The following is a 23,472-nucleotide window of genomic DNA, read 5'->3' on the forward strand; positions in this document are numbered from 1 at the left end:
GTCGTTGCTCCTGTTAGAGATGGCGGTTAAAACCACCTGAGACATCCAGCGCCGCGCCGGTGGTAAATGAGGCCATTGGTGAAGCCAAGAACAGGAGAGCACGCGCTGCTTCTTCTGCCTTGCCCAATCGCCCCATCGGGATGCCGCGTTTAGCGGCTATTGTGGCGGTCCACTGCTGCCAATCCAGTTGTTGATCCTGACGATCAGCAAAGCGCCGCCGCCACTGATCCGATTCCACCATGCCCAGCAGGATCGAGTTGACCCGAATGCCTTTACTCACCAGTTCTTTTGATAGCGTTAAGGTCATATTGAGCAGCGCGGCTCGCGCCGCTGAGGTGGCGATCATGTGCTCTTCTGGTTGCAGTGCCAGCAACGAATTCACACAGGTGATTGATCCGATATCTGAACGCTCCAACAGTGGTAGAAAAGCGTCTACCGGGTTGATTACGCCAAACAGTTTTAATTCCGCTTCATGTAGCCATGCTTTACGTGGGGTTTCGGCAAAATGGGCAACGAAGCCTTGCCCGGCGTTGTTGATCAACATATCGACCGCACCAAACCGCTGATCAACCTGTTGGGCAAATTCAGTCACCTGATCCTGATCCAACACGTCGCAAGGATGCGCCAAAATTTCTGCCTGTGGAAAACGCTGTTGTAGTTGCTCGGCAGCAGCTTTGAGTTTTGCCACATCGCGGCCACAGAATGCCACCTTGGCGCCCTCTGCCAACAGTAAATGTAAGGTCGCTAATCCGATCCCGGAAGATCCCCCAGTAACGACGGCGATCCGCTGTTCAATGCCAAAATTCATGATAGGCGTTCTCTTATAAAGTCTTGCAAATAACGGTTGAATTGCGGTGCCGCATCCAGGTAGCTGGCATGGCCTGCCGCTTCAATCAGCCGTAGGGAAACCTGCACTCTCTGTGCCAACAGCTCAGCCTGTTCGGGAGGGGTGATGCTATCTTGGCGGCCACACCACACTTGCAATGCTGTACGACAGTGTTGCAGATAGTGATAGATATCATCGTTGGCCAGCATCCAAGCGGCAGCAAGAAAACCTTGTGGATTCAGATTCGCCATGCCACTACGCACCCAATCGATATCTGCAGCTTCAGCCCCCGGGCGCAGTAACGCCGTTGCACGTTGTTCGGCATAACCTTGTGGGCCTAGCGTCTCAATCAGTTGCTGGCGCTGTTGATAAACCTGCTGACGTTTCTCAGCACTGGCGCTACCGTAGCCTTGCGCCGGATCAGCCAAGATCAGCCCCGCTAACTGTTGCGGATAGCTAGCGGCAAAGGCACTACCGATCAGCGCACCAAGTGAGTGGCCGACAATAATCGGCCGCTCAAGTTGTAGCTGGTTGATCAGCGCAGCCAGTGCTTGAGCATAATCGGCGGCTGTGGGCTGTGGTGACGTTAATGGCGCACTACTGCCATAGCCAGGGGCATCCCAAGCTATCAGCCGATAATGTTGACTCAGTGCACAATCCTGGAGCTGCTTGTGCCAAGAGGCTGATCCCGAGCTGATGCCATGCAGCAGTATGACTGCATGGCCTTGCCCAGCTTCACGCCAACTGAGTGGAAAGCCGCCACAATCGGCCTGTTGACGTTGAGCGATACTGTTCATCAGTTACGCTTCACTTTTGACAGTGGATGATCATCGGGATAGGTCGGGATCGCCGGTTTTGGATTGCCGAGCATGACACACATCAGCGCTTCCTCTTCGCCGTGGTTGAATAAGCCACGATATACCCCCGGGGGCACAGAGATCAGATCACGCTCTTTCAGTTGTGTTTGGTAATACTCGTCACCATCACGCACCGTTAAGGTGATACTGCCTTTCAGCATAAAGAACACCTCTTCCACATCAGGATGCACGTGCAGTGGCCCTTCACACTTGGCCGGTAACACCATGGTGGAAAAGGTGAAGTGCTCCGCCGGGATGGTGTTGCTATCGCTGGCAACGCCAGTCGCACCGGTGCCAATATAGCGCATCTGTGCCCGACGATATTTCGGATCAAAATCGGCCTGAAATTTGAGGGCATTCCAGTCATATTTACGTCCGGCAAAGCGGGCAATGCGTGATTCAACCCACTGTTCCATGCTCTGATCTTGCGGTTTAATTGCCGCGCTGTTTTCACTCTGGGACATGTTGTCTCTCCTTTAATGGCCTAACTAGTTGTCTCTACAATTGCGTGTCTCGACCACGGCTTGTCGCTATCGCTGATCAGTCACAAGCCGGGTCAGTATTTTTTCAGTAATGGCAACAACAAGGCTGAGCCGCTCAGCGCCACCACCACCAGGAACAGCAGGCCGCTATCCATGTCGTGACTGGCAGCGATCAGCACTCCCATCAACACTGGTGCTAATGCACCCGCAAAGTTGCCCAATCCGTTAAAAATGCCACCAGCAGTCGCACTGACCCGGCTGCTCGTCGCTTTGGCTAGCAGAGCAAAAATATTTGGTGCACCAGCGCCCCACATGAAGGTGCTGAATGACATGGCAATCACTACACTGTTGGTCTCTTGTAGCTGCAACACCAAGATCAAACCCACCGCAGCTCCACATAGCGAGATAAAGCAAGCCAACGCACGGCGATCGAAGCGATCAGATAACCAAGCACCAACCACTTCACCAAACAACATGGCGACAAACGGCAGTGATGACAGACAACGAGCATGTTCCAGGTTGATCCCTTTGCCGTTGATCAAATAGCTTGGTAACCAGCCATTCATGCCCCATAAGTAGGTCAGAAAGGCGATATTGAACAGGCAGATCATCCAGAAATGTGGCGTGCGGAATAGTTCGCGCCTTAGTTGTTTACGTTCAGCTACTGCCGGTTTGTTGCTGCCGCTTGTGCTGCTAGCTTGGGTGCGGCTGAACTTTAGGTGGCTCAGGCCAAACAGCACCATTAACATGGTTGGCAGAGTCAAAAATGCCATGAAGAAGAAGGTGCTTTGCCAATCGAAGGTGTTGAGGATGTATAGCGTGACCGGGAAACCAAGCGCGGCGCCAATCGGTGTGCCGAGTAGCCAGAGCATGGTGGCACGGGCTTGTAACCGTTGCGGAAATGCTTGACGTACAATCACGTAGGCCATCGGGATCAGTGGCCCTTCAGCGATGCCAAGCAGAATACGCAACAACATCATGGTGTAGTAGGAGTGTGTCAGCCCCATCAGCACCATCAGGATGCCCCAAGAGATCATCATACCGATCAGTACCTTGACCGGATTAAAGCGGTCACCAACACCACTGAGCAGCATCGATGAAACACCGTAGGAGAATAGGAATGCACTCATTAACAGCCCAAGCCGAGCCGGATCAAAACCGATCCCCATCGCTTGCTGAAATCCTGGATCAGAAAACAGTGCAGCAATGCTGATTTTGTCGAAAAATGCCAGCAGCACACAGCTAAAAAGTGCCACCGGAACCAGCCAGCGCACCCGCTCTGGCGTATTTTCGGCAACAGCATCCCCCGCCCGCTGATCGCGGGCGTCAATATCTTGCATGGTCATAAAACGCTCCTTACGGTCGGATGTTATTTCAGCGTCATAAGAGGAAACTCCACATCCGCCAGTTGCTGGGGATCTAATACGCGACCACTGGCTAGCCAGCGCTTGCCGAGTTTAATCGCACGTGCATCGTTAAAGGCCACCATCTGCACCAGTTGTCGATCGCTATTCAGAGTAAAGAACAGTGAAGATTGCGCATCTGTGCGTGCAATGTGGTGAACACCACCGGTTGGAATACCGAGGATCTGAATATTGACTTGATATTGATCAGACCAGAGCCATGCCACATCGTCATAGCTGGCCGCAGAAGCATCCAGCATCGCGTTGGCAGTACTGATCGCTTGATTTTGTGCATAGGCCCAGGACTGGAGTGAGATCCCAAGTGCTGGATGGCGGGTGACATCTCCAACAGCAAAAATGGCTGGGTGGCTGGTGCGTCCCTGACCGTCGATCACAATGCCGCCCTCTATTTGCAAACCGGCGCTCTCTGCCAGTGCCAGATTCAGTTCTACCCCGATGCCGACCACTACCAAGTCAAATGGTTGGGCAGCACTACAACCTGTGGCGATCCAGGCGTGGTTCGGATCGTCGCTATTTTCCTGCAGTTGAATGTCACCACAATCGCAATGTACCGTGACGCCATGCTGTTGATGCAGTGCTAGCAGTGCCGCCGAAACGTCGTTACCAACGCTGCGCATACAGAGTGCCGGTTGACGTTCAAATAACGTCACATCAACACCTAATTGACGCGCAGAAGCAGCGATCTCTAGGCCGATCCAGCCGCCGCCAATAATCGCCAAATTTTGACACTGGCGCAGATGTTGGCGCAGGCGCAATGCATCGTCCCATGAGCGCAATGTCATCACTCGCGGGTGTCTTGCCCACTCCGCACCAGGTAGACGAGGCTGCCCACCCGTAGCAATCACCAGTTGATCAAAGGCCAGTTGAGTACCGTCATCAAGTATCACCTGTTGCCGATCGGCATCGATCGCCTTAGCGCGCGCAGGCCGTAACCAGTCGATCGCCAAACTGGCCACCACCTGTTCACTAAATAGCCGACTCAGTGCAATCTGTGGCTCCAGCAGTACCGCTTTTGACAGTGGTGGCCGCTCGTAAAAATCATACGGCTCATCACTGATCACCGTAAGTTTGCCACTGTAGCCGCGATCGCGCAGGGTTTTTGCCGTCCAGCCACCCGCCTGGCCACCACCAACTATCACTATGCCACCACTCATAATGTCTCCTTCTTATGCTGGCGGCGCGTCTGGTGATCAATCCCACCTTCAACTGCCCACTCGGTAAATGAGACCAGTGAGTGTTCCAACTCGCGCGGCTGCCAGTTTTCGGTCAGGTAGTCGTCGTTGGTGTAGTACTCAAATGCACCACCAGTCGGGCTGTTGACATACCAGAAATAGGCCGATGAGATGGGATGGCGGCCGGGGCCAATGAAGGTGCTCCACTGCTGGCGATTCATGGCAATACCGCCACCGATCACTTCATTAATATCCCGCACGTTAAAGGCAACGTGGTTCAAGCCGCGCGGACGATTAGGTAGCTTGAGCAGAAACAGATCATGGTGACCACCACGCACTTGAGCGCGCAGGAAAACGGCACGATCGATATAACGATCAGAAACCTGAAAACCGAGCTGTTGACAGTAAAACTGTTCTGTTGCTGCCAAATCCTCAACAAAAAACACCACATGACCGATATTGATCGGTTGTGCTTTTTCATACAGTGGGCTGGCCTGATCGATCCGACGCACATCGCCCCACTGGTTGATCGGTGTCACCTGGAGCGACACCGGTTGCTGTCGGCTGACGGCAAAACGCAGTGTCATGCCGTTAGGATCCTGGCACTCGAGCGCTTCACCCACCACCCGAAAGCTGGGCAGATGCTGCAAACGTGCCTGCAGGGCAGTCAATGCGCTAGGACTTGCCACAGCCCAAGTGATACGGCGCAGAGTTGAACCTGCTTCAAACGCTGGTGGTAATTGCGTGCTGTGCTGCGGATAGAGCACCACGCTGGCTCCACTTAAGGTGGTAAACTCACGCGAGTTGTCATCTGCAGGTTGTGTAACTGCTTGCAGGCCAAAGTCCTGCATAAACCTTTCGCTCAACGGCAGATCTTCGACGCCAAACTCCAGCTTTTCAATTCCTGTTACGTTCATTGTTATGCCTCACCTTCTGGCTGAATAGGTTTTTCAGGCGTCATCAAACCCCGACCAATGGCGCACCATTAGTCCATCTGAACCTGAATAAATATTAAATGTGCTTCTCTAGCCTACCGCTTCCTGCATCTCTTCTTGCGTTTCTATTTGCACTTCAGCACCGAGGAAGCGCGATATTTTTGCAGCGGCATCACGCACTTCAATCCTTAGTCGTTCACGATCAGCTTGCGGGATCTCGCTGGAGGGCACCATAATGCTGACCACTGCTTCTACCTGGTGCTCACGATTAAAAATGGGGTAGACAATTGAGGAGATACCGAGCCGAAAGTAGGACTCACCAATCACATACCCGCGCGCCTTATCCTGCTGTACCATTTGCCATAACGCTTCACGGTTAGCGGGTGTGCCCAACCCTTCTCCGGGCAGTTCCTCATGTGGAAACAGGCGCTCAAACTCTTCCCGGCTGAGACTACTCAGTAACATACGCCCGAGTGAAGTCCGGTGTACGGGTAAGCGTGAACCAATACTGACCTGGTTAATTTGCGAACCTGCCGCACTAACACGGGCGATATAGACCACATCACGCTCATCACGGATCGCCAGATGACTGCTACATTGGCTACGATCACGCAGTTGCTCAATCACTGGTTGTCCAAGTTGGGCAACATCCAGCGAAGCGATGTACTCAAACCCGAGACGCAATACTTTGATTCCCAATCCAAAAGTATTAGTGCGTGGATTACGTTCCAAAAAGCCGAGATGCTCTAACGTCTGTACTACCCGATAAGCACTCGCTTTCGGCATATCAACCAACCGGTGTAACTCAGCAAAAGTCATCTCTTTATGCTGTTCACCGAATGCCAGTAGCAGTTGTAATCCACGATCCAGACCGGGGATCAAATATTTGCATCTCTGATCGTCCGCCATATGCTCCTCCATTGTCTCTAGCCGTTAGTTAAATATGAAACCACCGTTAACCGGCAATAGCTGACCGGTGACAAAATCTGCTAGGGGTGACAGCAAATAGAGCACGCTACCTGTGACATCTTCTGGCTGTTGAACTCCAGCCAGTGCGCGCCCCTGTTCATAGAGCTGGTGACGCTCTGCTGGCACATATTCCGTTGCTTCTACCCGCGTCAACCCCGGAGCGATTGCATTGACGCAGATACCATGTACACCCAGTTCGCGTGCCATCGAACGCGTCATTGAGATCACTGCCCCTTTGCTGGCAACATAGGCCATCAATCTTGGCGCTCCCCACAATGCAGTATCTGAAGCAATATTGACAATTTTACCATGCGCCGTTTTTGCCAACAGTGGCACAGCAGCCTGGCTGACCAACCAGGTGCCTCGCACATTAACCTGCATAACGCGATCCCACAGTTCAATGTCATACTCCATCATGGTTTTACCACCAACACCGGTGGCGAGCGCCGCGTTATTGACTAAACCATCAATCGCTCCATGTTCGCCGATCGCAGCAAAAACGGTACGGATCGATTCGGGAGAAGCAAGATCGATCAGGTGAGTTTCAACCTCTGCCCCCTGAGCACGCAACGTAGCCGCACTGTCGTACAACTCTTGTTCTAGGATATCGCACATCACCACACGAGCGCCGGCGCTGCTCACTGCGCTGGCAAAACTGCGCCCCAAACCACGTGCAGCCCCCGTGATCACAATTCGCTTGCCTGCTAACAGCGTCTTCACTGGGCAACCTCATTCAATGTGGCCAACTGCTGCTGTGCGGTACGCTGCATCATGCGCCGTAAGCGTGATAGCCCCACATCATGCTGATAGAGATATTCGCGACCACGCGCATTCGGTGCCAGGTTCTCCAGCACGATGCGATCCTGTTCCAGAACATCCCAGTGCAACTGCTCAAGGCGATTGCGATACATAAAGCGCCAGATATCACGCTGCCAATCTTTGACTTTACGGATCCGCCAGAAAAACACCCGGCAGTGATCTTTATCTTCCGGCACCACCATGCCGATGATCCAGAAATGTCCACCTGGCCCAAAACGTTTTTTGTACGGGATCGACAGGCGCATCCAGTACGTCCCGCTGCTGGCAAACTCCACCCAGTCAAAATTGACGCCCATCTGATCACTCTTCTTAAAGATGAAGCCGCTGTCAGTGGGTTCTAACGTCATATCGGCTTTGCGATCACCCTCAGCCATCGAGTGCGAAGAGGAGTGGAGATAGGTGCCATGCATAGGATCCATCACATTTTCCAATGCATACTGATAGTTGCATTTCCAGCTCGCGGTACAGAGAAAATTGCTGTACTCCTCTGCATTAGCCAACTCTTGTGGGAAGCTCAATTCACACGGTTCTTCATCTGCAGTAACACCAAAATAGAGGAACACCGCACCGTGGATCTCTTTGGCGGGATAGCTACGTAAACATTTTTGGCCGACTAACGGGCAACGATCAACCGCAGGGACATCTTGCACCACACCATCGCCACTGACTTCAACCCCGTGGTACCAACAGGCAATACGATCACCCAAGTTCCAGCCCATTGATAGACGTGCGCCACGGTGTGGGCAGCGATCTTCCAGTGCATGGATCTGCCCTTGCTGGTCACGCCATAATACAATCTGCTGCTCTAGGCGGGTGATGCCCACCGGATTACTACTCACTTCCCAACTGGCCAAAACTGGGTACCATATGCCCCGTATCCCTTGCTCCAGATACTCTTCTACTGTTTGTGCCGTGGATGATGTATGCGTTGTCATTATCTTCTCCCCAATACCCTGCTCACGCTTTTGGGCATCTGCAAGTTAAAAACCGTTAGTCTGAAGAAACGTGCGGAAGCTCTGCTCGCTCCACGGCTGGCCACTGCGATCAAATACACGCTGCTGATTGAGCGCGTTGACCAGTTGATCCAACTGCTCGATCCCCTGTTCAAAAATCTGTTCCAATGTCGCGATCAGTGCCGTTTCAAACGGATCTGGCACGCGTGCGCGCGTTTGCCAGATCACATTCTGATATTGGCCTGGCTGGTGAATATGACCATTGCCACCGATACGATCAGGTTTGACCTGTTGGGTATCTGGCAAATAGGGGTTGATATCGGTAATCGGTTGCATATTACTCCTCCGAAATGAAGGTGATTTGGATTTGATTGTCGATCACCCGGGTGGGGTAAGTGCGCAAATTGCGACCTCCGGGTTCACGCAGACACTGCCCAGTACGCACATCAAACTGAGCTTCATGCAGTGGACACTCAACTTTGCCATCTTCCACAAAGCCTTGGCTTAGCAAGGCATAAGCATGTGGGCAAACATCTTCCAGTGCGTAATATTGACCATCAACCAAATAAACGCCGATCTCTTTTCCCTCTATGTTGGCAGAGAAAGGAAAATCAGCCTTTACTTGCGATACTTCACACACACTCCTCCAGCTCATCGTTTTTTCCTCATGCTAAGTGTTTCATATATGAAACTAAGTTTATTATTTAATACACCCACTATAGATATGGCTAACATGCCGTCAAGATGTACAGTCTATTTTTGTTAAAAAAAGGTTGGCAAATAGTTAACAATGCGATGAGGATCACAAAAAAATCGATATGATTGCTATGCTATTCACGCATATTGCCAAGCAAGCGAGAGGAAAAGGAGAAAATACGAAGAGTGTGCCAACTGACTCAGTCGGAGCACTGAATCATGAGCCCACCAACAACATTATAGTGGGCAAGTTTAATTAAACTTTAATTACAATAGGTTATGGAGAAGTACCTTCCGCATTGCCCAGCACTACATCGATCTGGATCAGTGCATCTTCCAGCAACTCGGCTACCCCGACCACTCTTCTGGCCGGAACACCTCCTGGGAAGAAAGTGCTGTAGACCGCATCAACGGCAGCAATATCTTCAATATTTTTCAGGAAAATGTTTACCTTAACCACATCGGCCATCGCGTGTTCGATGCTCTCTACAATCGCTTTGATGTTGTTTAAGCACTGTTCAGTTTGCTGCTTAATGCCACCCGCCACTTTTTTGCCGCTGATCGGATCTAACGGTAACTGGGCTGATAGATGGTTATAGTGCGAAAAAGCAACGGTTTGTGTTGATAGTGGGTGGTTGGGTGCTTTAGTGGTATTTCTGGCTTTGATCACAATACCGTGACGATCTTCAACCTGTTGTGGTGGTGTGCCATCACCGTGTGATACCACTGCTTCAATTTGCACTAACGCATCCATTGGCAGTGCTGAAGCGGCAATCACGGTGCGAGCTGGAAAGTAAGCTGCTGCACGTGCGATCGCAGAATCAGGGAAAAAGGTGGTATAAACCTGATCTACTGCTTCAAGATCTGATAGATTTTTCAGGAACACATTGATTTTCACAATATCATCGATTGGCACATCGATACTTTCTAGGATAGCTTTCACATTCTTCAGGCACTGCGCTGCCTGTTCGCGTACCCCGCCGCTGACTAATTTGCCTGATTTGGGGTCAATCGGTAACTGTGCGGTGATATTGTTATAGTGCGAAAAGGCCACTGTCTGAGTGGAGAGCGCACAGACTGGCGCGTTAGCCGTGTTATTGGCTAGCTTGATCAAATCGCCTGCTTGTGGTGCATTCGGAATGGTGCCCTCACCATTCGAGATCAATGCTTCAACCTGCACCAGTGCGCCAAGTGGCAAAGCGGCAACTGCAACTGTGGTACGTGTAGGAAGATAGGTAGGAAAGAAGGTTTTGTAAACCTGATCAACAGCATCTAGATCTCTAATATTTTGGACAAATACACTGATCCTGATCACATCGTTCATCACGTGGCCGATGCTGGCTAGCACTGCCTTGATGTTGTTAAAACATTGTGTTGCCTGTGCTGCTATGCCGCCATCCACCAATTTGCCGCTGTTAGGATCAATCGGTAACTGAGCAGAAAGGTTGTTGTAATGCGAGAAGGCCACAGTATGTGAATAGGGGCCGAGATCTGTTGGTGCGTTATCACTGTTTCTTGCTAGCACTGCATTAAAGTTGCTCATATAAATCTTCTCCGTTAAGATTTTTATAAAAAATTCTATACAATTTTCATGCCACATCTCACATAACTCATTGAAAATAAATTATTTCACATATAAAACTTATTGTATAGATAACTATTTATTATATTTCGTTCTTATAAGGTCGATTATATAGCTAAAAATAGTTATATGGTGGCTGCCGCAGCGGTTGTTATGGTGGGGCAAGAATGTGTGCAAAGATTAAGCATCACACCACTTCATTCAAAGCTTGTGTTATCGGCAGGATGTATCGCTGAGGACAGCGGTGATTTAGGTGAGATATTACTGGGAAAAGAAGTCATTAACGGTAGATATTACTGGCAGTTACATCACTGGCCGTAGAAACAGCAAGTAGAAACAGTAAATAGAAACAGTAAATAGCACAGTCCGATTGCTCGGCGTACTTCCCTGTGCGCCAAAGTCAGTGAATCACTGTCACTGAGTCACTGAGTCACTGAGTCACTGAGTCACTGCCGCAGTGAGTGAAGATTTCGCTCGCTGCACAACAACAAAATGGCCACTACAATCCCGCTAGTCAGATCGGTTTTGATGCCTGTTACGCCAATATCGCGCCAAGATGTGCTCGCAAACGATCAATGTCGGTAGCTATGTTCGGCTGCTTCATCACATCGTTGCAGATAAATGTCGGTAATGCTTCCATGCCAATAAATTGATTTATCTTATGAAAATGCAGATAGACACCATCTACGCCAACACCGTGGAAAAATTGATCCGGCTCGGTAAAGGCTTCTAACGGCGCATTCCAAGTGAGACTCAACATATACTTTTTCCCTTGTGACAGGCCACCAGAACCATATTTTTTACTGGCATCAGACTGTGAACGGCCATCGTTGGCATACAATTTGCCATGTCCAGCAGTGAAAACCTCATCGATATACTTCTTCATAATCCAAGGCTCTCCCATCCACCAACCAGGCATTTGGTAGATTACGATATCAGCCCACAGCAGTTTCTGTAACTCGGTGTCGATATCATAACCATCATCAACCACGGTGACTTGTACCTGATGATTGGCTGCCCGCAGAAAATCCTCTGCAACATCACTTAACGTTTGATTTAGTTGACCAGCGGAGTGCGAAAACTGTTTTTTTGCATTAATAATCAGAATATTGCTCATGAGTATTGGGTCTTGTCAGAATAAAAAGTGTTATGGCTAGGATAACCATCTGTTTCCTGGTGCGGTGCAGTGTAAGCGATCCTCAGGTTGTCGTCACTCGCCGTTTAACACTGTTTAACCATAAATAACACCCAGTTTTATTGCGCTCTACAGTAACCAATGGCGTTGGATCCGCTATCCTCCCGACAGCATGTGTTCTCGATTAGTCTGTTTAATAAATAGTTAGCTGACTATCGTCGATTTCTGGCACACCAACGGGCTGGCGTGTTGAATCCCCAATGGAAAAAAATCGCACAGACAGTTCTGGAAAAGCGCGGTATTCTTGTTATTGGTTACTTTCTCGATCAACTTTCAAGGAATTTTTTCTGTATGACATTGGCCTTTATTGCTGTAATTGTTGGTTTAGCTCTGCTGGTATGGAGTGCTGACCGTTTTGTTGAGGGTTCAGCCTGTACCGCTCGCCATTTCGGCATGCCTCCGCTGTTAATTGGCATGGTGATTGTCGGTTTCGGCACTTCAGCACCAGAGATGGTGGTTTCCGCCTTGGCTGCTTCACAGGGCAATCCTGGCATCGCACTGGGTAATGCTTATGGTTCCAATATCACTAACATTGCGTTGATCCTTGGTATCACCGCTCTGCTCAGCCCGATTGCTGTTCATTCACAGGTACTGCGCAAAGAGTTGCCTATCCTGGCTCTGGTAACCGGATTAGCCGCATGGCAGTTGTGGGATGGCGCAATTTCGCGCTTTGATGCCGTGGTGTTACTGGTAATCTTTGCTGGTCTCATGGCCTGGAGTATCTGGCAAGGCTTAAAACAAAAAGATGATGCGTTGGGCAGTGAGACTGAGCAAGAGCTACAGATAAACACAATGCCGATCAACCGCGCACTGCTCTGGCTGGTGGTCGGGCTACTGCTGCTGATCGTCAGTTCACGTATTTTGGTCTGGGGTGCAGTCGAAATCGCTCACAGTTTCGGCGTCAGCGATCTGATTATCGGTCTGACCATTGTTGCGGTGGGCACCTCGTTACCCGAGTTGGCCTCTTCGGTCATTGCTACCCGTAAAGGTGAACACGATATCGCGCTAGGCAACGTGCTTGGTTCAAACCTGTTTAACACTCTAGCAGTAGTTGGTATTGCGGGTATCATCCATCCAATGACCGTCAGTGCAGACGTTTTAAACCGCGACATGTTAGTGATGGCTGTGCTGACATTATCACTGTTTGTACTTGGCTACCGGTTTGCTAAACCTGGACGCATCAACCGAGTTGCTGGTGCATTACTGTTAACTAGCTATATCGGCTATACCGCCTATCTGCTGTACAGTGTATTTGGGCAGTAATGCGTCGTCACGCTAAGCAAGGGCTAGCATCACCGCTAGCCCTTGGTTGTTTTGATGTTAAGTGATGCGAAAAAACAAACGCTAGTTCTGCGTTTCACGCGCTGTAATGTAAGCCAATGCCTGATCGATACGCGCTAACGTGCATTGCTGCCCTATCGCGTGTACCGTAACATCCATCCCCGGTGACTGCCCTGCACCGGTCACCGCAACGCGCAGTGGCATTCCCACTTTACCCATGCCAACAGCCAACTCATCAGCACTACTCTGGATCGCGTGATGTATGCTCTCTACGCTCCACTCCCTGATCGCTGCCAATTTCTCACGCACCAATTGCAATGGTTGACGCGCCACCGGACGCAGATGTTTCTTCGCTGCATCTGCATCAAACTCACTGAAATCCTGATAGAAATAGCGGCTGGCTTGTGCCATCTCTTTTAATGTTTTGCAGCGTTCACCCATCAGCTTGACAAGCTCTGTTAATACTGGGCCCTGAGTAGTATCGATTCCTTGCTGCTCCATGTGCCAAGCTAAGTGAGTTGCCACCTCTTCCGCAGGCAAATGATTGATATAGTGATGGTTCAACCACTGTAACTTTTCAGTATTGAACGCGCTGGCAGACTTATTGATCGCCTCAATGGTAAAGTGAGTTTTCATCTCATCGAGGGAAAAAATCTCCTGATCACCATGTGACCACCCCAACCGCACCAAGTAATTTAATAAAGCCTGTGGCAGATAGCCGTCGTCACGGTACTGCATGACACCTACCGCACCATGACGTTTGGAGAGTTTCTTACCATCATCACCCAAGATCATCGAAACATGGGCATACTCCGGCACCGGTGCGCCGAGCGCTTTCAGAATATTGATCTGGCGTGGTGTGTTATTAATATGGTCTTCACCACGGATGACATGGGTGATTGCCATATCCCAGTCATCAATCACCACACAAAAATTGTAGGTAGGCGCGCCGTCGCTACGGCGAATGATCAGATCATCCAGTTCCTGATTACTGAATTCGATCGGGCCACGGATTTTATCATCAAAAATCACCGAGCCGGTTTGCGGGTTACGGAATCGCACCACATGCGGCTGATGTTCATCGTGATTGCTAGCGTTATCTCGGCAATGACCATCGTAACGCGGCTTTTCACCTGCCGCCATCTGCTGTTCACGCACGCTCTCCAGACGTTCCTTCGAGCAGTAGCATTTGTAGGCGGTGCCTTGTTGCAACATCTGCTCAATCACCGCGTTGTAGCGATCAAAACGTTTGGTCTGAAAATAGGGGCCTTCATCCCAATCCAGATTTAACCAGTTCATCCCCGCCATAATGGCATCTATCGCCTCTTGGGTTGAACGTTCGAGATCGGTATCTTCAATACGCAACACAAACTCACCGCCGGCATGACGGCTAAATAACCAAGAATAAAGCGCAGTACGTGCGCCGCCAACATGAAGATAGCCAGTAGGACTTGGGGCAAAACGGGTTTTGATTTTCATTCAATTCACAGCCTTATGATGCAACGTCTTAGGTTAAATTGCCGCTAGTGCTCTTGCCAGCGAGAGTTTGCCAGTTAAAAACTGTCGCACATTCTACCACTACCGATTAATTCCTCAATGCCAGTGCACTCTCTGCTGCCGTGTATAGCCAAGGCAGTAGTACCGAATTATCCTGCTGTTTCCAATAAAGATCTCAACAGTCAATTGACTAAATTTGCGTCGAACAACTGAAATCATTTTAAAAAGCGTTGACTCATATCGAACTATCCCTATAATGCAGCACCAGCAAGAGGGCGATTAGCTCAGTTGGTAGAGCATCTCCTTTACACGGAGGGGGTCGGCGGTTCGAGCCCGTCATCGCCCACCATCTTGCTGCATGATTGTTTGGTACGTGACTATTAACTCCGGCTCAACTTTCATGGTTAGTTGTTGTGCACGCTGGCGGTTAAGCTTGTTAAGTGTGTCGACAAAGCAGTAAGTAGCAAAATGAGGGCGATTAGCTCAGTTGGTAGAGCATCTCCTTTACACGGAGGGGGTCGGCGGTTCGAGCCCGTCATCGCCCACCATCATTTTTCTATTAACGTATTGCTACTGTTGTTTGTTGTCCGAGCATTGTTGTTGGCCTGGTGTTATTTCAGTTCTAAGCTGAGCACACAGTTATCAATTAGCCAATAAACTGGCCTCGACATCAAATTTTTACACAGTAAGCGGCTGAAGTGGGTGATTAGCTCAGTTGGTAGAGCATCTCCTTTACACGGAGGGGGTCGGCGGTTCGAGCCCGTCATCACCCACCACTTCTGCGGGTCGTTAGCTCAGTCGGTAGAGCAGTTGACTTTTAATCAATTGGTCGCAGGTTCGAATCCTGCACGACCCACCACTTAAAACCACTCCTTAGCTTGTTGTCGATGCTAGTACACCGGAAGGTAACATGGCGCTAGCGCTTGGCATCCGCAGAGCTCCCGCGTTCGGTTATTGGTCTATTTCTGTACTATAAGATTGATTTATGCACCAGCTCAATCTCTATACCATCTGGCCTGTAACCTGATCTCAAGCTGATTACAAGCCAAGCCCTGCTTACTGCAAAAATGGATTGGTGATGCGCTCATGCCCAAAACTGGACATCGGTCCATGACCAGGAATAAACATCACTTCATCACCTAACGGCAGTAGTTTATTACGAATTGAAGCGATCAAAGTTTGATGGTTCCCTTGAGGAAAGTCGCTACGCCCTACACCACCGTTAAACAGCACATCCCCCACCAATGCCAGACCGGCTTCTCGGGCAAAAAACACCATATGACCAGGAGTATGTCCGGGAGCATGCAACACCTGCAGTCTGACTTCACCAATCTGTAACTCGTCACCTTCTACCAGCCAACGCGTCGGAGTTAATGGAGGGCAGTCACTAAAACCAAATAGCTGGCTCTGTGCTGGCAATCCCGCTAACCAGAAGTCATCTTGCTTGCCTGGGCCGTAAATCGGCACCTGATAATGCAGCGCAAGTTCAGCCGCAGCACCAACATGATCAAGATGCCCATGAGTCAGCAGAATCTGGCTCACCTGCACCCCACTGTCATTCACTGCTGATTTCAGCTTTTCACTATCACCACCAGGGTCAACCAGTGCAGCCTGCCGCGTTGTCTCACACCAGAGTAAGGTACAATTTTGGCTAAATGCCGTAACAGGAATAATGCGATATTTCATAAAGCCCCATAAAGCAACGCCACCCATGCAGCACATGAGTGGCGTTAACAGTATTAATGTTGTTCTGCCGTGATTACCAGCTACGCACTGGGCCAGTATCAATGTGCACAAAGTTGCTACGTGGGTAGTATCCTACACCACCGGCACGCATTTTCAATGCCGCACTGCGGATATGGCGTAACTCAACACCTGGGATATTAAAGTCCATGGCCTGTCCCTTAGTGTGATAGCTGTTCTTTGCCACCCCACTACTGCGCTCACGCAGATTATTATTGGTGGTCAGAGAACGATATCCAGACATCAGTTGTATCGGTTTATTGCTACCAAGCAGCCCCTGTAGGCGGTAGATATAGTCAAAAAGACCCGGGTCGATCTCCATGCTTCGATTGATACGATGATCACGAAACAGGTGATTTAATCGCAGTAGTTCTTCTTTGACATAATCAGTTCCGTCAAAAAACTCTGCCTTAATGAACTCCCCGGTGTGCATATTTTTTAATTGTAAAATGCGCGGCCGATCGGTACCGAGGCTGGCAACCACTGTTTTTGGCAGCATTGCCATTCCCATCATAGCTGCACCTGACACCAACCATTTGCGACGTGAATGATCAATTTGGTTCATATATTCGTTTTACCCAGCAACAGTATCAAAATAAATCCAATGGGCGGCAAGATAACCGGCAGCCGAAATAGAGTCAACAACCACTTCACCATCCTTACATCAATTGACAAAAATAGAGATTGATCGAGCTAACTCATCATTTGGAGCTTTTTGATCTGTACCATGATCGGAGGGTAACCCCAGGAAAAAACAACAGACATGTTAATGTATATAGCCCAGTATATGAAAAACTGGAAGCAGGCATAACCCGGAAAATAGCGCTCAGCCGCCTAACGGACAGGCTACAATCTGGGAAAACAGCTCGGAAGGCAGTTCGCGAAGCGGATAAAAAAATGGGTGGACAAGATGCCCACCCGCTGAAAACCGATTGAATTTAAAGCATTAACTGCTTGGCTTGAGTGATAATACTCTCTGCCATTTTTACTGAGATATCATAGTGATAGATGTCAGTACGATACTGCGGTTTTTCCTGCTCATCGACCCAAGCAGTCAAATAGTAAAGGCGTACCGGGATCTGTTGCTGCACATCGACATGTGTAGTTTTTCCTCTTTTTAGCGTTGCTGAAATACGCGCATTATCCCATCCAGCATCGTTGAGTAGCATCTGCGCCAAATCTTCCGCTTTGCCCACCCGCACACAACCGGAACTGAGTGCGCGAATATCTTTGTCGAACAATTCACGTTTCGGTGTGTCATGCAGATAGATAGCTTTCGAGTTCGGCATATTGAATTTGTACAACCCCAGTGAGTTATCAGCGCCCGGGGCTTGTTGTAGCCGATAGGGGAAGTTGCGTGTAGAAACTGAACTCCAATCGATACTGGTAGGATCAACCACACCATGCTCCACACTGTTTCCGCTAAAGACACGGTAACGATGGCGAACTAAATAGCTAGGATCACGTCGGGCCTTGGGTAAAATATCTTCACGGATCAACTTGACTGGCACATTCCACGGCGGATTGATCACCACACTATTGAGTGAACTGTTCATTAGCGGCGTTTTACGCTTCGGCATTCCGACAATCACATTCGATGCCAACACCTCACGGCCATTGAGATAGTAGCTCAGCGAGTAGTTCGGAATGTTAACCATAATAGCGGTCTTTACATTTCCGGGTAGTATCCTCAGCCGCTGCATATTCAGCGCCAGCAATGCCGCACGCTGCTGTTGTGAGGTATTCAGCCAAGCGCGCGTCTGGCTGCCAATAACGCCATCAGGTGTCAAGCCGTGCCACTGTTGAAACTGCTTTACCGCATCGACCAACTCTTCACCGTAGTACTTATCAGCCACCACGCGCTTGCTCTGTGATGCTGAAGAACTCGTCCCACCAGTAAGCAACAATGGCATCGCTGGATTGTGATACACCTCCGAGACCAACAGCCGAGGAATAGTCTCCGGGGTGGGTTTTAACATTTCGGTACGCAACAAGATTTCACGTAACATCGGTAGATCACTACTACGCTGCCCTGGACGTAAACTGACTGACTCCTTCATTCTCGGCCACGGCTGCTGGTCTGCCAACACCGCACGCAGTGCCCGCTGCATTTTTTTATACTGCGGATGTTGTGGTTCTAATCGATTGATATAGTTTAATGTTCTATGCTGTTCAACAGCCTGCAACCAGCTATTGACAAGTACACTGGCCGGCGCAGGTAATTGACTTAGCGTGGTGCGGTATAGCTTGTGATACCCCTCTCCCCCCAATGAGGAGATAAACTGTAAGTAACCAAGCAACGCATCCGTCAACACAATATCACGTGCCATGTCACCAATTTCGGGGTGAAGTAACGTCTTAACCCATTGTGAAAACTGAGGTTGAATACCGGATATTGCCAACTCGGCCAGTTGTTGCTGAAACTGTGACTGTGCGTGTTTATCTTGCCACAGTGGCTGCATCTGATTAGCAGTGTAGAGTTTCGCTAGCAGCGCAGGGTAATACAACCGAACGCCAACCGGTAGCTTAGCCTGTAATGACAACTGACTATTCTGCTCAGAGCTAAGCGCTAATGGCACCACAGGCATAGCCAGCAACTCTGCTTGAACAACCAAGGATTGCATGGCAAAGGATGCAACAATGCAGATTAATATTTTATTTTTTGTTTTTTTACCCACTTTAATCAACATCATTAAGCCTCTTTACCATATAAAAAACTACTTATCTCACTACTTGGTTCAGTATAGAAACAGAATAGTCTTTTTGCCGTTGGCTTACGGACAGTCCACAACCCTGCGATGAACTGTTGAAATAGAAGCCTGATTGGTTAGATTTGCTGCTCAACTTGACATTCATGCGTTACTCTGCGCGTTCACTATCTAGCGCTGGAATAACTCAAATCTATGCGCTGTGTCGCAGTAATGCAATTACAACCAGCAATACTTTGCTGTCATTTGATACTGAAAATAAACCCTGCTCAAAAGTGAAAAATGACCAAGCAACCTGCATGAAAATAAAAATAACTGTTATATTAATACATTACCATGAGGTAGAGTTAAATAATAAATATATTCATAGACTTAATCAGAAGATCGTGACGCAATCTTAGTGTTAGTGTGCTCTTTGGATTTGGGATGATTGATGGCAACGATTGATCTGGCTGACTCCGTGGGCAAATTGGAATCTTGGTGGCTAGTATCATCTTTTTTGTTGTTATAATCGCTAGCGTACTGATTTATTGTCTCTTTTTGAATGCAAAGGAATTCTTATAATGGCTGATATCATTGATTGGTTTGATTTTGAAAAAGTGGATCTGCGGGTAGGTACTGTGATCAGCGCAGAGCTGAATGCCAAAGCACGTAAACCGGCGTACATTATCAAAATCGACTTAGGGCTGATTGGGATACGTCAATCTAGCGCCCAGATTACTGACCATTACTCTGCGGAAAATCTTATTGGTCAGCAAGTGCTCTGTGTGTGTAACTTCGAACCCAAACGCATAGCCGGTGTGAAATCGGAAGTACTAGTAACTGGAGTACATGATGCAGAGGGCAAGGTGGTACTAGCCAGTTTCCAGTATCCCGTTCCCAACGGAAGTCGTCTGCTTTAGCCACGTTTCTTTATCAGAGCGATAATTTATCTGCATCAGAAGACACGGCTCAGTATGGTTGGCGGTACGTCGATTGCACCGTGGGCAGTTCCCAGTAACTCGGGTATTCACAAAGCCATCGTGCATGCCTTGAAACGTTGGCCTGCGTTACTCACTTATCTTGACGATGGGCGAATACCGATTGACAACAATCATATTGAAAATTGCATCCGTCCTATCGCCTTGGGGAGGAAGAACTGGTTGTTTGCCGGTTCATTGCTGGCCGGGCAGCGCATGGCCGGTATCATGAGCCTGCTGCAAACCGCTAAACTCAATGGCATAGAGCCGTTTACCTGGTTGCACTTTGTGTTGACGCATCTTCCAACGTGGAAAAATAGTCAACTGGACCAACTGCTGCCTCTGCCCGGTAACACCTTCTCCTCATCCACCTAATCTGCCGCTCACCTTAACCGCTTAACATAAACTCGCAAGGTGAGATCGCCGGATGTTTACCTTCATGACACCATAACCCGCAATCATCAGTGCCGTGCAATGTGGCAGTTGTTGAAAAAGGTTCGTCATTTTATGGAAACCCTCAGCCCATTCCCCGGAGCTAAACATGGGATGGCAAAAGTGTAGCGGTATTAGGAGCGGCTATTTAGGTTTATATCCCCCACTTTTTCATGCAAAACTTAATAAACTCGCGTAATCTCAGAGGCATTTTTTGGTCACGAAGATAAATTAAATTAATCGGGCGAATAGGTAAGGGGTAATTCTTTAGGATCTCAATCAATGTGCCATTTTGTAATTCATTTTCTAACAAAATCTCAGGCTGTATCATAATTCCAGCCCCATTTAAAGCAGCATTTTTTAGCGCAAATCCATTGTTTATTCTAACATTCCCATTTAACTCCACACGAATATTTGAATTCTGAGTTGAAAAGGCCCAGTTATGGAGAATGCTATGACCATTGAATAGCAAACAATTATGATTTTCCAGATCTAACGGTGTCTCAGGTTCTCCATAACGAGCAAGGTATCGTGGCGCCGCGCACACTACTAAGCGATAAGGCTTCAACGGTCGGGCTATCATCCCCGAATCTGCAACATCACCAATTCGAAATGCGAGGTCATATTGACCGCCAATCAAGTCAACCACGAAATCACTCAGCACAAGATTAATTCTCACATCAGGGTACATATGCATGAATTCGTGAATATGGTTCGCCAAGTATTCTGAGCCAAAAGTAATCGGTGCAGTGATTTTCAGGGTGCCGGAAGGCTTCGAGTTAAACTCACGTATTTCAGATACCTTCGCCTGCATTTTTTCCAAAATTTCTATGCAGTGATGGTAATACATAGTACCAGGCTCGGTCAGGCTTTGTTTGCGAGTGGTACGGTTCAGAAGCTTAATCTCAAGATTTGACTCAAGTCTATTAATGTGCTTGGCAACCATAGTTGAAGAAATGCCAAGAATATCTGCAGCCGAAGCATAACTACCGCTTTGAACTACAGTAACGAACGTTTCCATGCTGGTGATTTGATCCATTAAACACCTGGAGTTGTTAGTGAAAAAAGAATACACATGTTTTTAGTTATGCACCAGTTACACTATCATAACTTCGTACAGAATTTTGACAATCGTAACGTATTACATACAACTTCACAAGGTACATAACAATGCCAATCGCTATATGGGCGCTTTCTATCGGTGCTTTTGCAATCTGCACCAGTGAATTCGTCATCATGGGTTTACTGCAACAGATTGCGTTAGATCTTAGTGTAACTATTCCACAATCAGGTTTTCTAGTTACTGGATATGCTTTAGGGGTAGTCTTAGGTGCACCTTTCCTCACTCCTTTTTTAGTGGGATTAAAGCGTAAAGCTGTGTTAGTGGGATTAATGCTGTTATTTACTGTGGGCAATTTAGCTTGTGCTATTGCTCCAGACTATAACACTATGCTTCTAGCCCGTATATTTACTGCTTTGGCTCAAGCCGCTTTCTTTGGCTTGGGAGCCGTGGTTGCAACACGTCTTGTAGAACCTCACAAGCAGGCCAGCGCAATCGCAGCGATGTTCTTGGGGGCAACTTTAGCTAACATTTTCGGCGCACCCATTGGAGCCTTTATCGGACAGGAAATTGGTTGGCGTAGCACCTTCTATATTATCGCAGCCCTAGGTGTCATCTCCGCTATATCTATCGCTAAGATACTTCCTAATATTGAAACAGAAGCGCCAAGTAATTTAAAGCAGGAGTTTGCAGCACTTATCCAGCCAGGCATGATCCGTGCGTTACTAATCACTATCTTTGGTTTTGGCGGCACCTTTACTGCCTTCACATATATCTCACCAATATTGACAGACATTACAGGCATGTCTCTCAGTTATGTACCGGCAATACTGTTACTGTTTGGTGTTGGCATGGCAGTAGGCAATCCAGTAGGCGCTCGCTTAACGAATATCAGTGTTATTTTTGGTATGCGTAGCACTCTCCTATTACTGATGGTAATGCTTCTGGCATTATATTTCTCTCTTGCTTCACCTATTGCTATGGTTGTGGTCACATTCCTGTTTGGCGCAGCAATGTTCGCTACGATCCCTTCATTACAGACTTACGTATTATCAGAAGCGAGCAAGGCTCCGGTACTTGCATCTGCGTTCAACATCGCTGCATTCAATCTCGGTAATGCGGGTGGCGCATGGCTTGGTGGTGAAGTCATCGACTCCGGAATAGCACTGCAATATTTACCGCTAGTTGCTACCGCCGTGACCGGCGTAGGTTTATTAATGGCGATAACCGTAAGCCAAAAAAGAAAATCTGCAGAAGTAGCTACCGCTTAATGTTCAATATATATTGGCTCCGAGTATCGGAGCCAAATTTGGGGTCACGTATTCAATGTGTAGATTTGGTTATTGCAGGTAATACTCACGCTCAATGAATGTACCAGAGCGGGATTCCACTTTTAAATTGATTAATTTTAAACCAAGAATGGCGTTACTACGTAAAAAAACATCAATTTATTCCTGAAATTTCATCAGATTTTATGTACAGACGCCTAAAGTATAAATATTAATCAAAGTAGAATCCCGCCCCGTGAATGTACCGATAATTTTGTCATGCATTTCTACTGATTTTGAGTATCCGAGAGTCTTGCGTTAGCGCTGATCTGTTGCTGTTCCACATCATACGCGGCGCGGTTTTCGATATTGCTAAAGCCCAGTGTGCCGGTGTCGAGGCGGTTTTTCTCCGCTTCGGCTTCCGAGGCGATCACCGCACCATCCAACTGGGTGTGTGCGCCAACCTGGATATCATAGCCGCCCTTGCTGTCAACGATCACCGAAAAGTGATCCACTTTTAGGGTAAATTCGATCAATCAAAATTGATCCACTACTTTACTCAGATATCACTCCTGAGCGTCGTTTGTCCTTCAATCGATAACTGTCACCACTCA

22 protein-coding genes, 4 tRNA genes and 3 pseudogenes are annotated in these 23,472 nt (G+C 48.5%); 9 read left to right on the forward strand and 20 right to left on the reverse strand.

Features of this window, described 5'->3' with window-relative positions; genetic code table 11:
- Nucleotides 1-13 precede the first annotated feature (13 nt).
- The 13 genes from EOJ37_RS01840 to EOJ37_RS01900 form a co-directional block, all read right to left on the reverse strand.
- Nucleotides 14-808 carry an SDR family oxidoreductase gene (locus EOJ37_RS01840; RefSeq protein WP_127957056.1) on the reverse strand — a complete coding sequence of 265 codons (795 nt, stop codon included), beginning with the start codon at nt 806-808 and terminating at the stop codon, nt 14-16.
- Complete coding sequence (locus EOJ37_RS01845; RefSeq protein WP_127957058.1) at nt 805-1,623, reverse strand: alpha/beta fold hydrolase; 819 nt, start codon at nt 1,621-1,623, stop codon at nt 805-807. The genes EOJ37_RS01840 and EOJ37_RS01845 overlap by 4 nt, the downstream gene beginning before the upstream one ends.
- Nucleotides 1,623-2,147: a cupin domain-containing protein gene (locus EOJ37_RS01850; protein WP_127957060.1), complete on the reverse strand. Its 525-nt coding sequence runs from the start codon at nt 2,145-2,147 to the stop codon at nt 1,623-1,625. The genes EOJ37_RS01845 and EOJ37_RS01850 overlap by 1 nt, the downstream gene beginning before the upstream one ends.
- A 92-nt stretch (nt 2,148-2,239) precedes the next feature.
- A complete protein-coding gene (locus EOJ37_RS01855; protein WP_127957062.1) occupies nt 2,240-3,511 on the reverse strand; it encodes an MFS transporter in 1,272 nt (423 codons plus the stop codon).
- Nucleotides 3,512-3,534: 23 nt separating this feature from the next.
- On the reverse strand, nt 3,535-4,743 hold the full coding sequence (locus tag EOJ37_RS01860) for an NAD(P)/FAD-dependent oxidoreductase (RefSeq protein WP_127957065.1): 1,209 nt from the start codon (nt 4,741-4,743) through the stop codon (nt 3,535-3,537).
- Nucleotides 4,740-5,678: a VOC family protein gene (locus EOJ37_RS01865; protein WP_127957067.1), complete on the reverse strand. Its 939-nt coding sequence runs from the start codon at nt 5,676-5,678 to the stop codon at nt 4,740-4,742. Before EOJ37_RS01865 ends, EOJ37_RS01860 begins: the two co-directional genes overlap by 4 nt.
- 108 nt (nt 5,679-5,786) lie before the next feature.
- Entirely contained in the window at nt 5,787-6,605 is an 819-nt protein-coding gene (locus EOJ37_RS01870; protein ID WP_127957070.1) for an IclR family transcriptional regulator, read from the reverse strand.
- A gap of 24 nt (nt 6,606-6,629) precedes the next feature.
- Nucleotides 6,630-7,385 carry an SDR family oxidoreductase gene (locus tag EOJ37_RS01875; protein ID WP_127957072.1) on the reverse strand — a complete coding sequence of 252 codons (756 nt, stop codon included), beginning with the start codon at nt 7,383-7,385 and terminating at the stop codon, nt 6,630-6,632.
- A complete protein-coding gene (locus EOJ37_RS01880) occupies nt 7,382-8,419 on the reverse strand; it encodes an aromatic ring-hydroxylating oxygenase subunit alpha (RefSeq protein WP_127957074.1) in 1,038 nt (345 codons plus the stop codon). Before EOJ37_RS01880 ends, EOJ37_RS01875 begins: the two co-directional genes overlap by 4 nt.
- A gap of 45 nt (nt 8,420-8,464) precedes the next feature.
- The gene (locus tag EOJ37_RS01885; RefSeq protein WP_127957076.1) at nt 8,465-8,773 is read right to left on the reverse strand and encodes a recombinase-like helix-turn-helix domain-containing protein; all 309 of its coding nucleotides are present in this window, start codon (nt 8,771-8,773) and stop codon (nt 8,465-8,467) included.
- Between the two features lies 1 nt (nt 8,774).
- Entirely contained in the window at nt 8,775-9,092 is a 318-nt protein-coding gene (locus EOJ37_RS01890; RefSeq protein ID WP_127957078.1) for a non-heme iron oxygenase ferredoxin subunit, read from the reverse strand.
- Nucleotides 9,093-9,410: 318 nt separating this feature from the next.
- Entirely contained in the window at nt 9,411-10,676 is a 1,266-nt protein-coding gene (locus tag EOJ37_RS01895) for a RidA family protein (RefSeq protein ID WP_127957081.1), read from the reverse strand.
- A gap of 574 nt (nt 10,677-11,250) precedes the next feature.
- Nucleotides 11,251-11,832 (reverse strand): NAD(P)H-dependent oxidoreductase, encoded by a 582-nt coding sequence (locus EOJ37_RS01900; protein ID WP_127957085.1) that lies wholly within the window; start codon nt 11,830-11,832, stop codon nt 11,251-11,253.
- A 264-nt stretch (nt 11,833-12,096) separates the two neighbouring features.
- Here EOJ37_RS01900 and EOJ37_RS01905 point away from each other — a divergent pair, with 264 nt between their 5' ends.
- Nucleotides 12,097-13,173: a calcium/sodium antiporter gene (locus EOJ37_RS01905; RefSeq protein WP_240651650.1), complete on the forward strand. Its 1,077-nt coding sequence runs from the start codon at nt 12,097-12,099 to the stop codon at nt 13,171-13,173.
- An 81-nt stretch (nt 13,174-13,254) separates the two neighbouring features.
- On the opposite strand, the gene gltX is transcribed toward EOJ37_RS01905, so the two are convergent.
- A complete protein-coding gene (gltX, locus tag EOJ37_RS01910) occupies nt 13,255-14,670 on the reverse strand; it encodes a glutamate--tRNA ligase (RefSeq protein ID WP_127957088.1) in 1,416 nt (471 codons plus the stop codon).
- A 291-nt stretch (nt 14,671-14,961) separates the two neighbouring features.
- Between gltX and EOJ37_RS01915 the strand changes: the two genes are divergently transcribed.
- The 4 genes from EOJ37_RS01915 (at nt 14,962) to EOJ37_RS01930 (ending at nt 15,547) form a co-directional block, all read left to right on the forward strand.
- Nucleotides 14,962-15,037 (forward strand) — tRNA-Val (locus EOJ37_RS01915).
- A gap of 123 nt (nt 15,038-15,160) precedes the next feature.
- Nucleotides 15,161-15,236 (forward strand) — tRNA-Val (locus EOJ37_RS01920).
- Nucleotides 15,237-15,388: 152 nt separating this feature from the next.
- Nucleotides 15,389-15,464, forward strand: a tRNA-Val gene (locus tag EOJ37_RS01925).
- A 7-nt stretch (nt 15,465-15,471) separates the two neighbouring features.
- Nucleotides 15,472-15,547: transfer RNA gene (locus tag EOJ37_RS01930), tRNA-Lys, on the forward strand.
- A gap of 197 nt (nt 15,548-15,744) precedes the next feature.
- Here EOJ37_RS01930 and EOJ37_RS01935 read toward each other — a convergent pair.
- The 3 genes from EOJ37_RS01935 to ldtD all read right to left on the reverse strand — a co-directional run bounded on the left by EOJ37_RS01935 (nt 15,745) and on the right by ldtD (nt 19,121).
- Nucleotides 15,745-16,374 carry an MBL fold metallo-hydrolase gene (locus EOJ37_RS01935; protein ID WP_127957091.1) on the reverse strand — a complete coding sequence of 210 codons (630 nt, stop codon included), beginning with the start codon at nt 16,372-16,374 and terminating at the stop codon, nt 15,745-15,747.
- 73 nt (nt 16,375-16,447) lie between these two features.
- Nucleotides 16,448-16,996 carry a peptidoglycan L,D-endopeptidase MepK gene (gene mepK, locus EOJ37_RS01940; protein ID WP_127957094.1) on the reverse strand — a complete coding sequence of 183 codons (549 nt, stop codon included), beginning with the start codon at nt 16,994-16,996 and terminating at the stop codon, nt 16,448-16,450.
- 373 nt (nt 16,997-17,369) lie between these two features.
- A complete protein-coding gene (gene ldtD, locus EOJ37_RS01945; RefSeq protein ID WP_420820610.1) occupies nt 17,370-19,121 on the reverse strand; it encodes a L,D-transpeptidase in 1,752 nt (583 codons plus the stop codon).
- A gap of 581 nt (nt 19,122-19,702) precedes the next feature.
- On the opposite strand from ldtD, the gene EOJ37_RS01950 reads away from it, so the two are divergent.
- From EOJ37_RS01950 to EOJ37_RS01960, 3 genes and pseudogenes are all read left to right on the forward strand, one after another.
- A complete protein-coding gene (locus tag EOJ37_RS01950) occupies nt 19,703-20,041 on the forward strand; it encodes a tRNA-binding protein (RefSeq protein ID WP_127957101.1) in 339 nt (112 codons plus the stop codon).
- 87 nt (nt 20,042-20,128) lie between these two features.
- Nucleotides 20,129-20,473, forward strand: a pseudogene (locus tag EOJ37_RS01955) (IS66 family transposase); the annotation flags it as partial.
- 60 nt (nt 20,474-20,533) lie between these two features.
- A pseudogene (locus EOJ37_RS01960) lies at nt 20,534-20,659 on the forward strand (IS630 family transposase); the annotation flags it as partial.
- Nucleotides 20,660-20,684: 25 nt separating this feature from the next.
- Here EOJ37_RS01960 and EOJ37_RS01965 read toward each other — a convergent pair.
- Nucleotides 20,685-21,569 carry a LysR family transcriptional regulator gene (locus EOJ37_RS01965; RefSeq protein WP_127957107.1) on the reverse strand — a complete coding sequence of 295 codons (885 nt, stop codon included), beginning with the start codon at nt 21,567-21,569 and terminating at the stop codon, nt 20,685-20,687.
- 131 nt (nt 21,570-21,700) lie between these two features.
- On the opposite strand from EOJ37_RS01965, the gene EOJ37_RS01970 reads away from it, so the two are divergent.
- Nucleotides 21,701-22,861: an MFS transporter gene (locus tag EOJ37_RS01970; RefSeq protein WP_127957110.1), complete on the forward strand. Its 1,161-nt coding sequence runs from the start codon at nt 21,701-21,703 to the stop codon at nt 22,859-22,861.
- Nucleotides 22,862-23,062: 201 nt separating this feature from the next.
- On the opposite strand, the pseudogene EOJ37_RS15010 reads toward EOJ37_RS01970, so the two are convergent.
- Both EOJ37_RS15010 and EOJ37_RS14630 read right to left on the reverse strand, forming a co-directional pair.
- Nucleotides 23,063-23,176, reverse strand: a pseudogene (locus EOJ37_RS15010) (IS1 family transposase); the annotation flags it as partial.
- Nucleotides 23,146-23,394 carry a hypothetical protein gene (locus EOJ37_RS14630; RefSeq protein WP_206194003.1) on the reverse strand — a complete coding sequence of 83 codons (249 nt, stop codon included), beginning with the start codon at nt 23,392-23,394 and terminating at the stop codon, nt 23,146-23,148. The pseudogene EOJ37_RS15010 and the gene EOJ37_RS14630, both read right to left, overlap by 31 nt.
- Nucleotides 23,395-23,472 lie beyond the last annotated feature (78 nt).

The organism is Serratia microhaemolytica, from assembly GCF_004011885.1.
Taxonomy (GTDB): domain Bacteria; phylum Pseudomonadota; class Gammaproteobacteria; order Enterobacterales; family Enterobacteriaceae; genus Serratia_G; species Serratia_G microhaemolytica.

Coding starts and splice junctions, on each gene's coding strand:
- EOJ37_RS01840 (WP_127957056.1), bottom strand. CDS start 808: ATGAATTTTGGCATTGAACAGCGGATCGCCGTCGTTACTGGGGGATCT.
- EOJ37_RS01845 (WP_127957058.1), bottom strand. CDS start 1,623: ATGAACAGTATCGCTCAACGTCAACAGGCCGATTGTGGCGGCTTTCCA.
- EOJ37_RS01850 (WP_127957060.1), bottom strand. CDS start 2,147: ATGTCCCAGAGTGAAAACAGCGCGGCAATTAAACCGCAAGATCAGAGC.
- EOJ37_RS01855 (WP_127957062.1), bottom strand. CDS start 3,511: ATGACCATGCAAGATATTGACGCCCGCGATCAGCGGGCGGGGGATGCT.
- EOJ37_RS01860 (WP_127957065.1), bottom strand. CDS start 4,743: ATGAGTGGTGGCATAGTGATAGTTGGTGGTGGCCAGGCGGGTGGCTGG.
- EOJ37_RS01865 (WP_127957067.1), bottom strand. CDS start 5,678: ATGAACGTAACAGGAATTGAAAAGCTGGAGTTTGGCGTCGAAGATCTG.
- EOJ37_RS01870 (WP_127957070.1), bottom strand. CDS start 6,605: ATGGCGGACGATCAGAGATGCAAATATTTGATCCCCGGTCTGGATCGT.
- EOJ37_RS01880 (WP_127957074.1), bottom strand. CDS start 8,419: ATGACAACGCATACATCATCCACGGCACAAACAGTAGAAGAGTATCTG.
- EOJ37_RS01885 (WP_127957076.1), bottom strand. CDS start 8,773: ATGCAACCGATTACCGATATCAACCCCTATTTGCCAGATACCCAACAG.
- EOJ37_RS01890 (WP_127957078.1), bottom strand. CDS start 9,092: ATGAGCTGGAGGAGTGTGTGTGAAGTATCGCAAGTAAAGGCTGATTTT.
- EOJ37_RS01895 (WP_127957081.1), bottom strand. CDS start 10,676: ATGAGCAACTTTAATGCAGTGCTAGCAAGAAACAGTGATAACGCACCA.
- EOJ37_RS01900 (WP_127957085.1), bottom strand. CDS start 11,832: ATGAGCAATATTCTGATTATTAATGCAAAAAAACAGTTTTCGCACTCC.
- gltX (WP_127957088.1), bottom strand. CDS start 14,670: ATGAAAATCAAAACCCGTTTTGCCCCAAGTCCTACTGGCTATCTTCAT.
- EOJ37_RS01935 (WP_127957091.1), bottom strand. CDS start 16,374: ATGAAATATCGCATTATTCCTGTTACGGCATTTAGCCAAAATTGTACC.
- mepK (WP_127957094.1), bottom strand. CDS start 16,996: ATGAACCAAATTGATCATTCACGTCGCAAATGGTTGGTGTCAGGTGCA.
- ldtD (WP_420820610.1), bottom strand. CDS start 19,121: ATGTTGATTAAAGTGGGTAAAAAAACAAAAAATAAAATATTAATCTGC.
- EOJ37_RS01950 (WP_127957101.1), top strand. CDS start 19,703: ATGGCTGATATCATTGATTGGTTTGATTTTGAAAAAGTGGATCTGCGG.
- EOJ37_RS01965 (WP_127957107.1), bottom strand. CDS start 21,569: ATGGATCAAATCACCAGCATGGAAACGTTCGTTACTGTAGTTCAAAGC.
- EOJ37_RS01970 (WP_127957110.1), top strand. CDS start 21,701: ATGCCAATCGCTATATGGGCGCTTTCTATCGGTGCTTTTGCAATCTGC.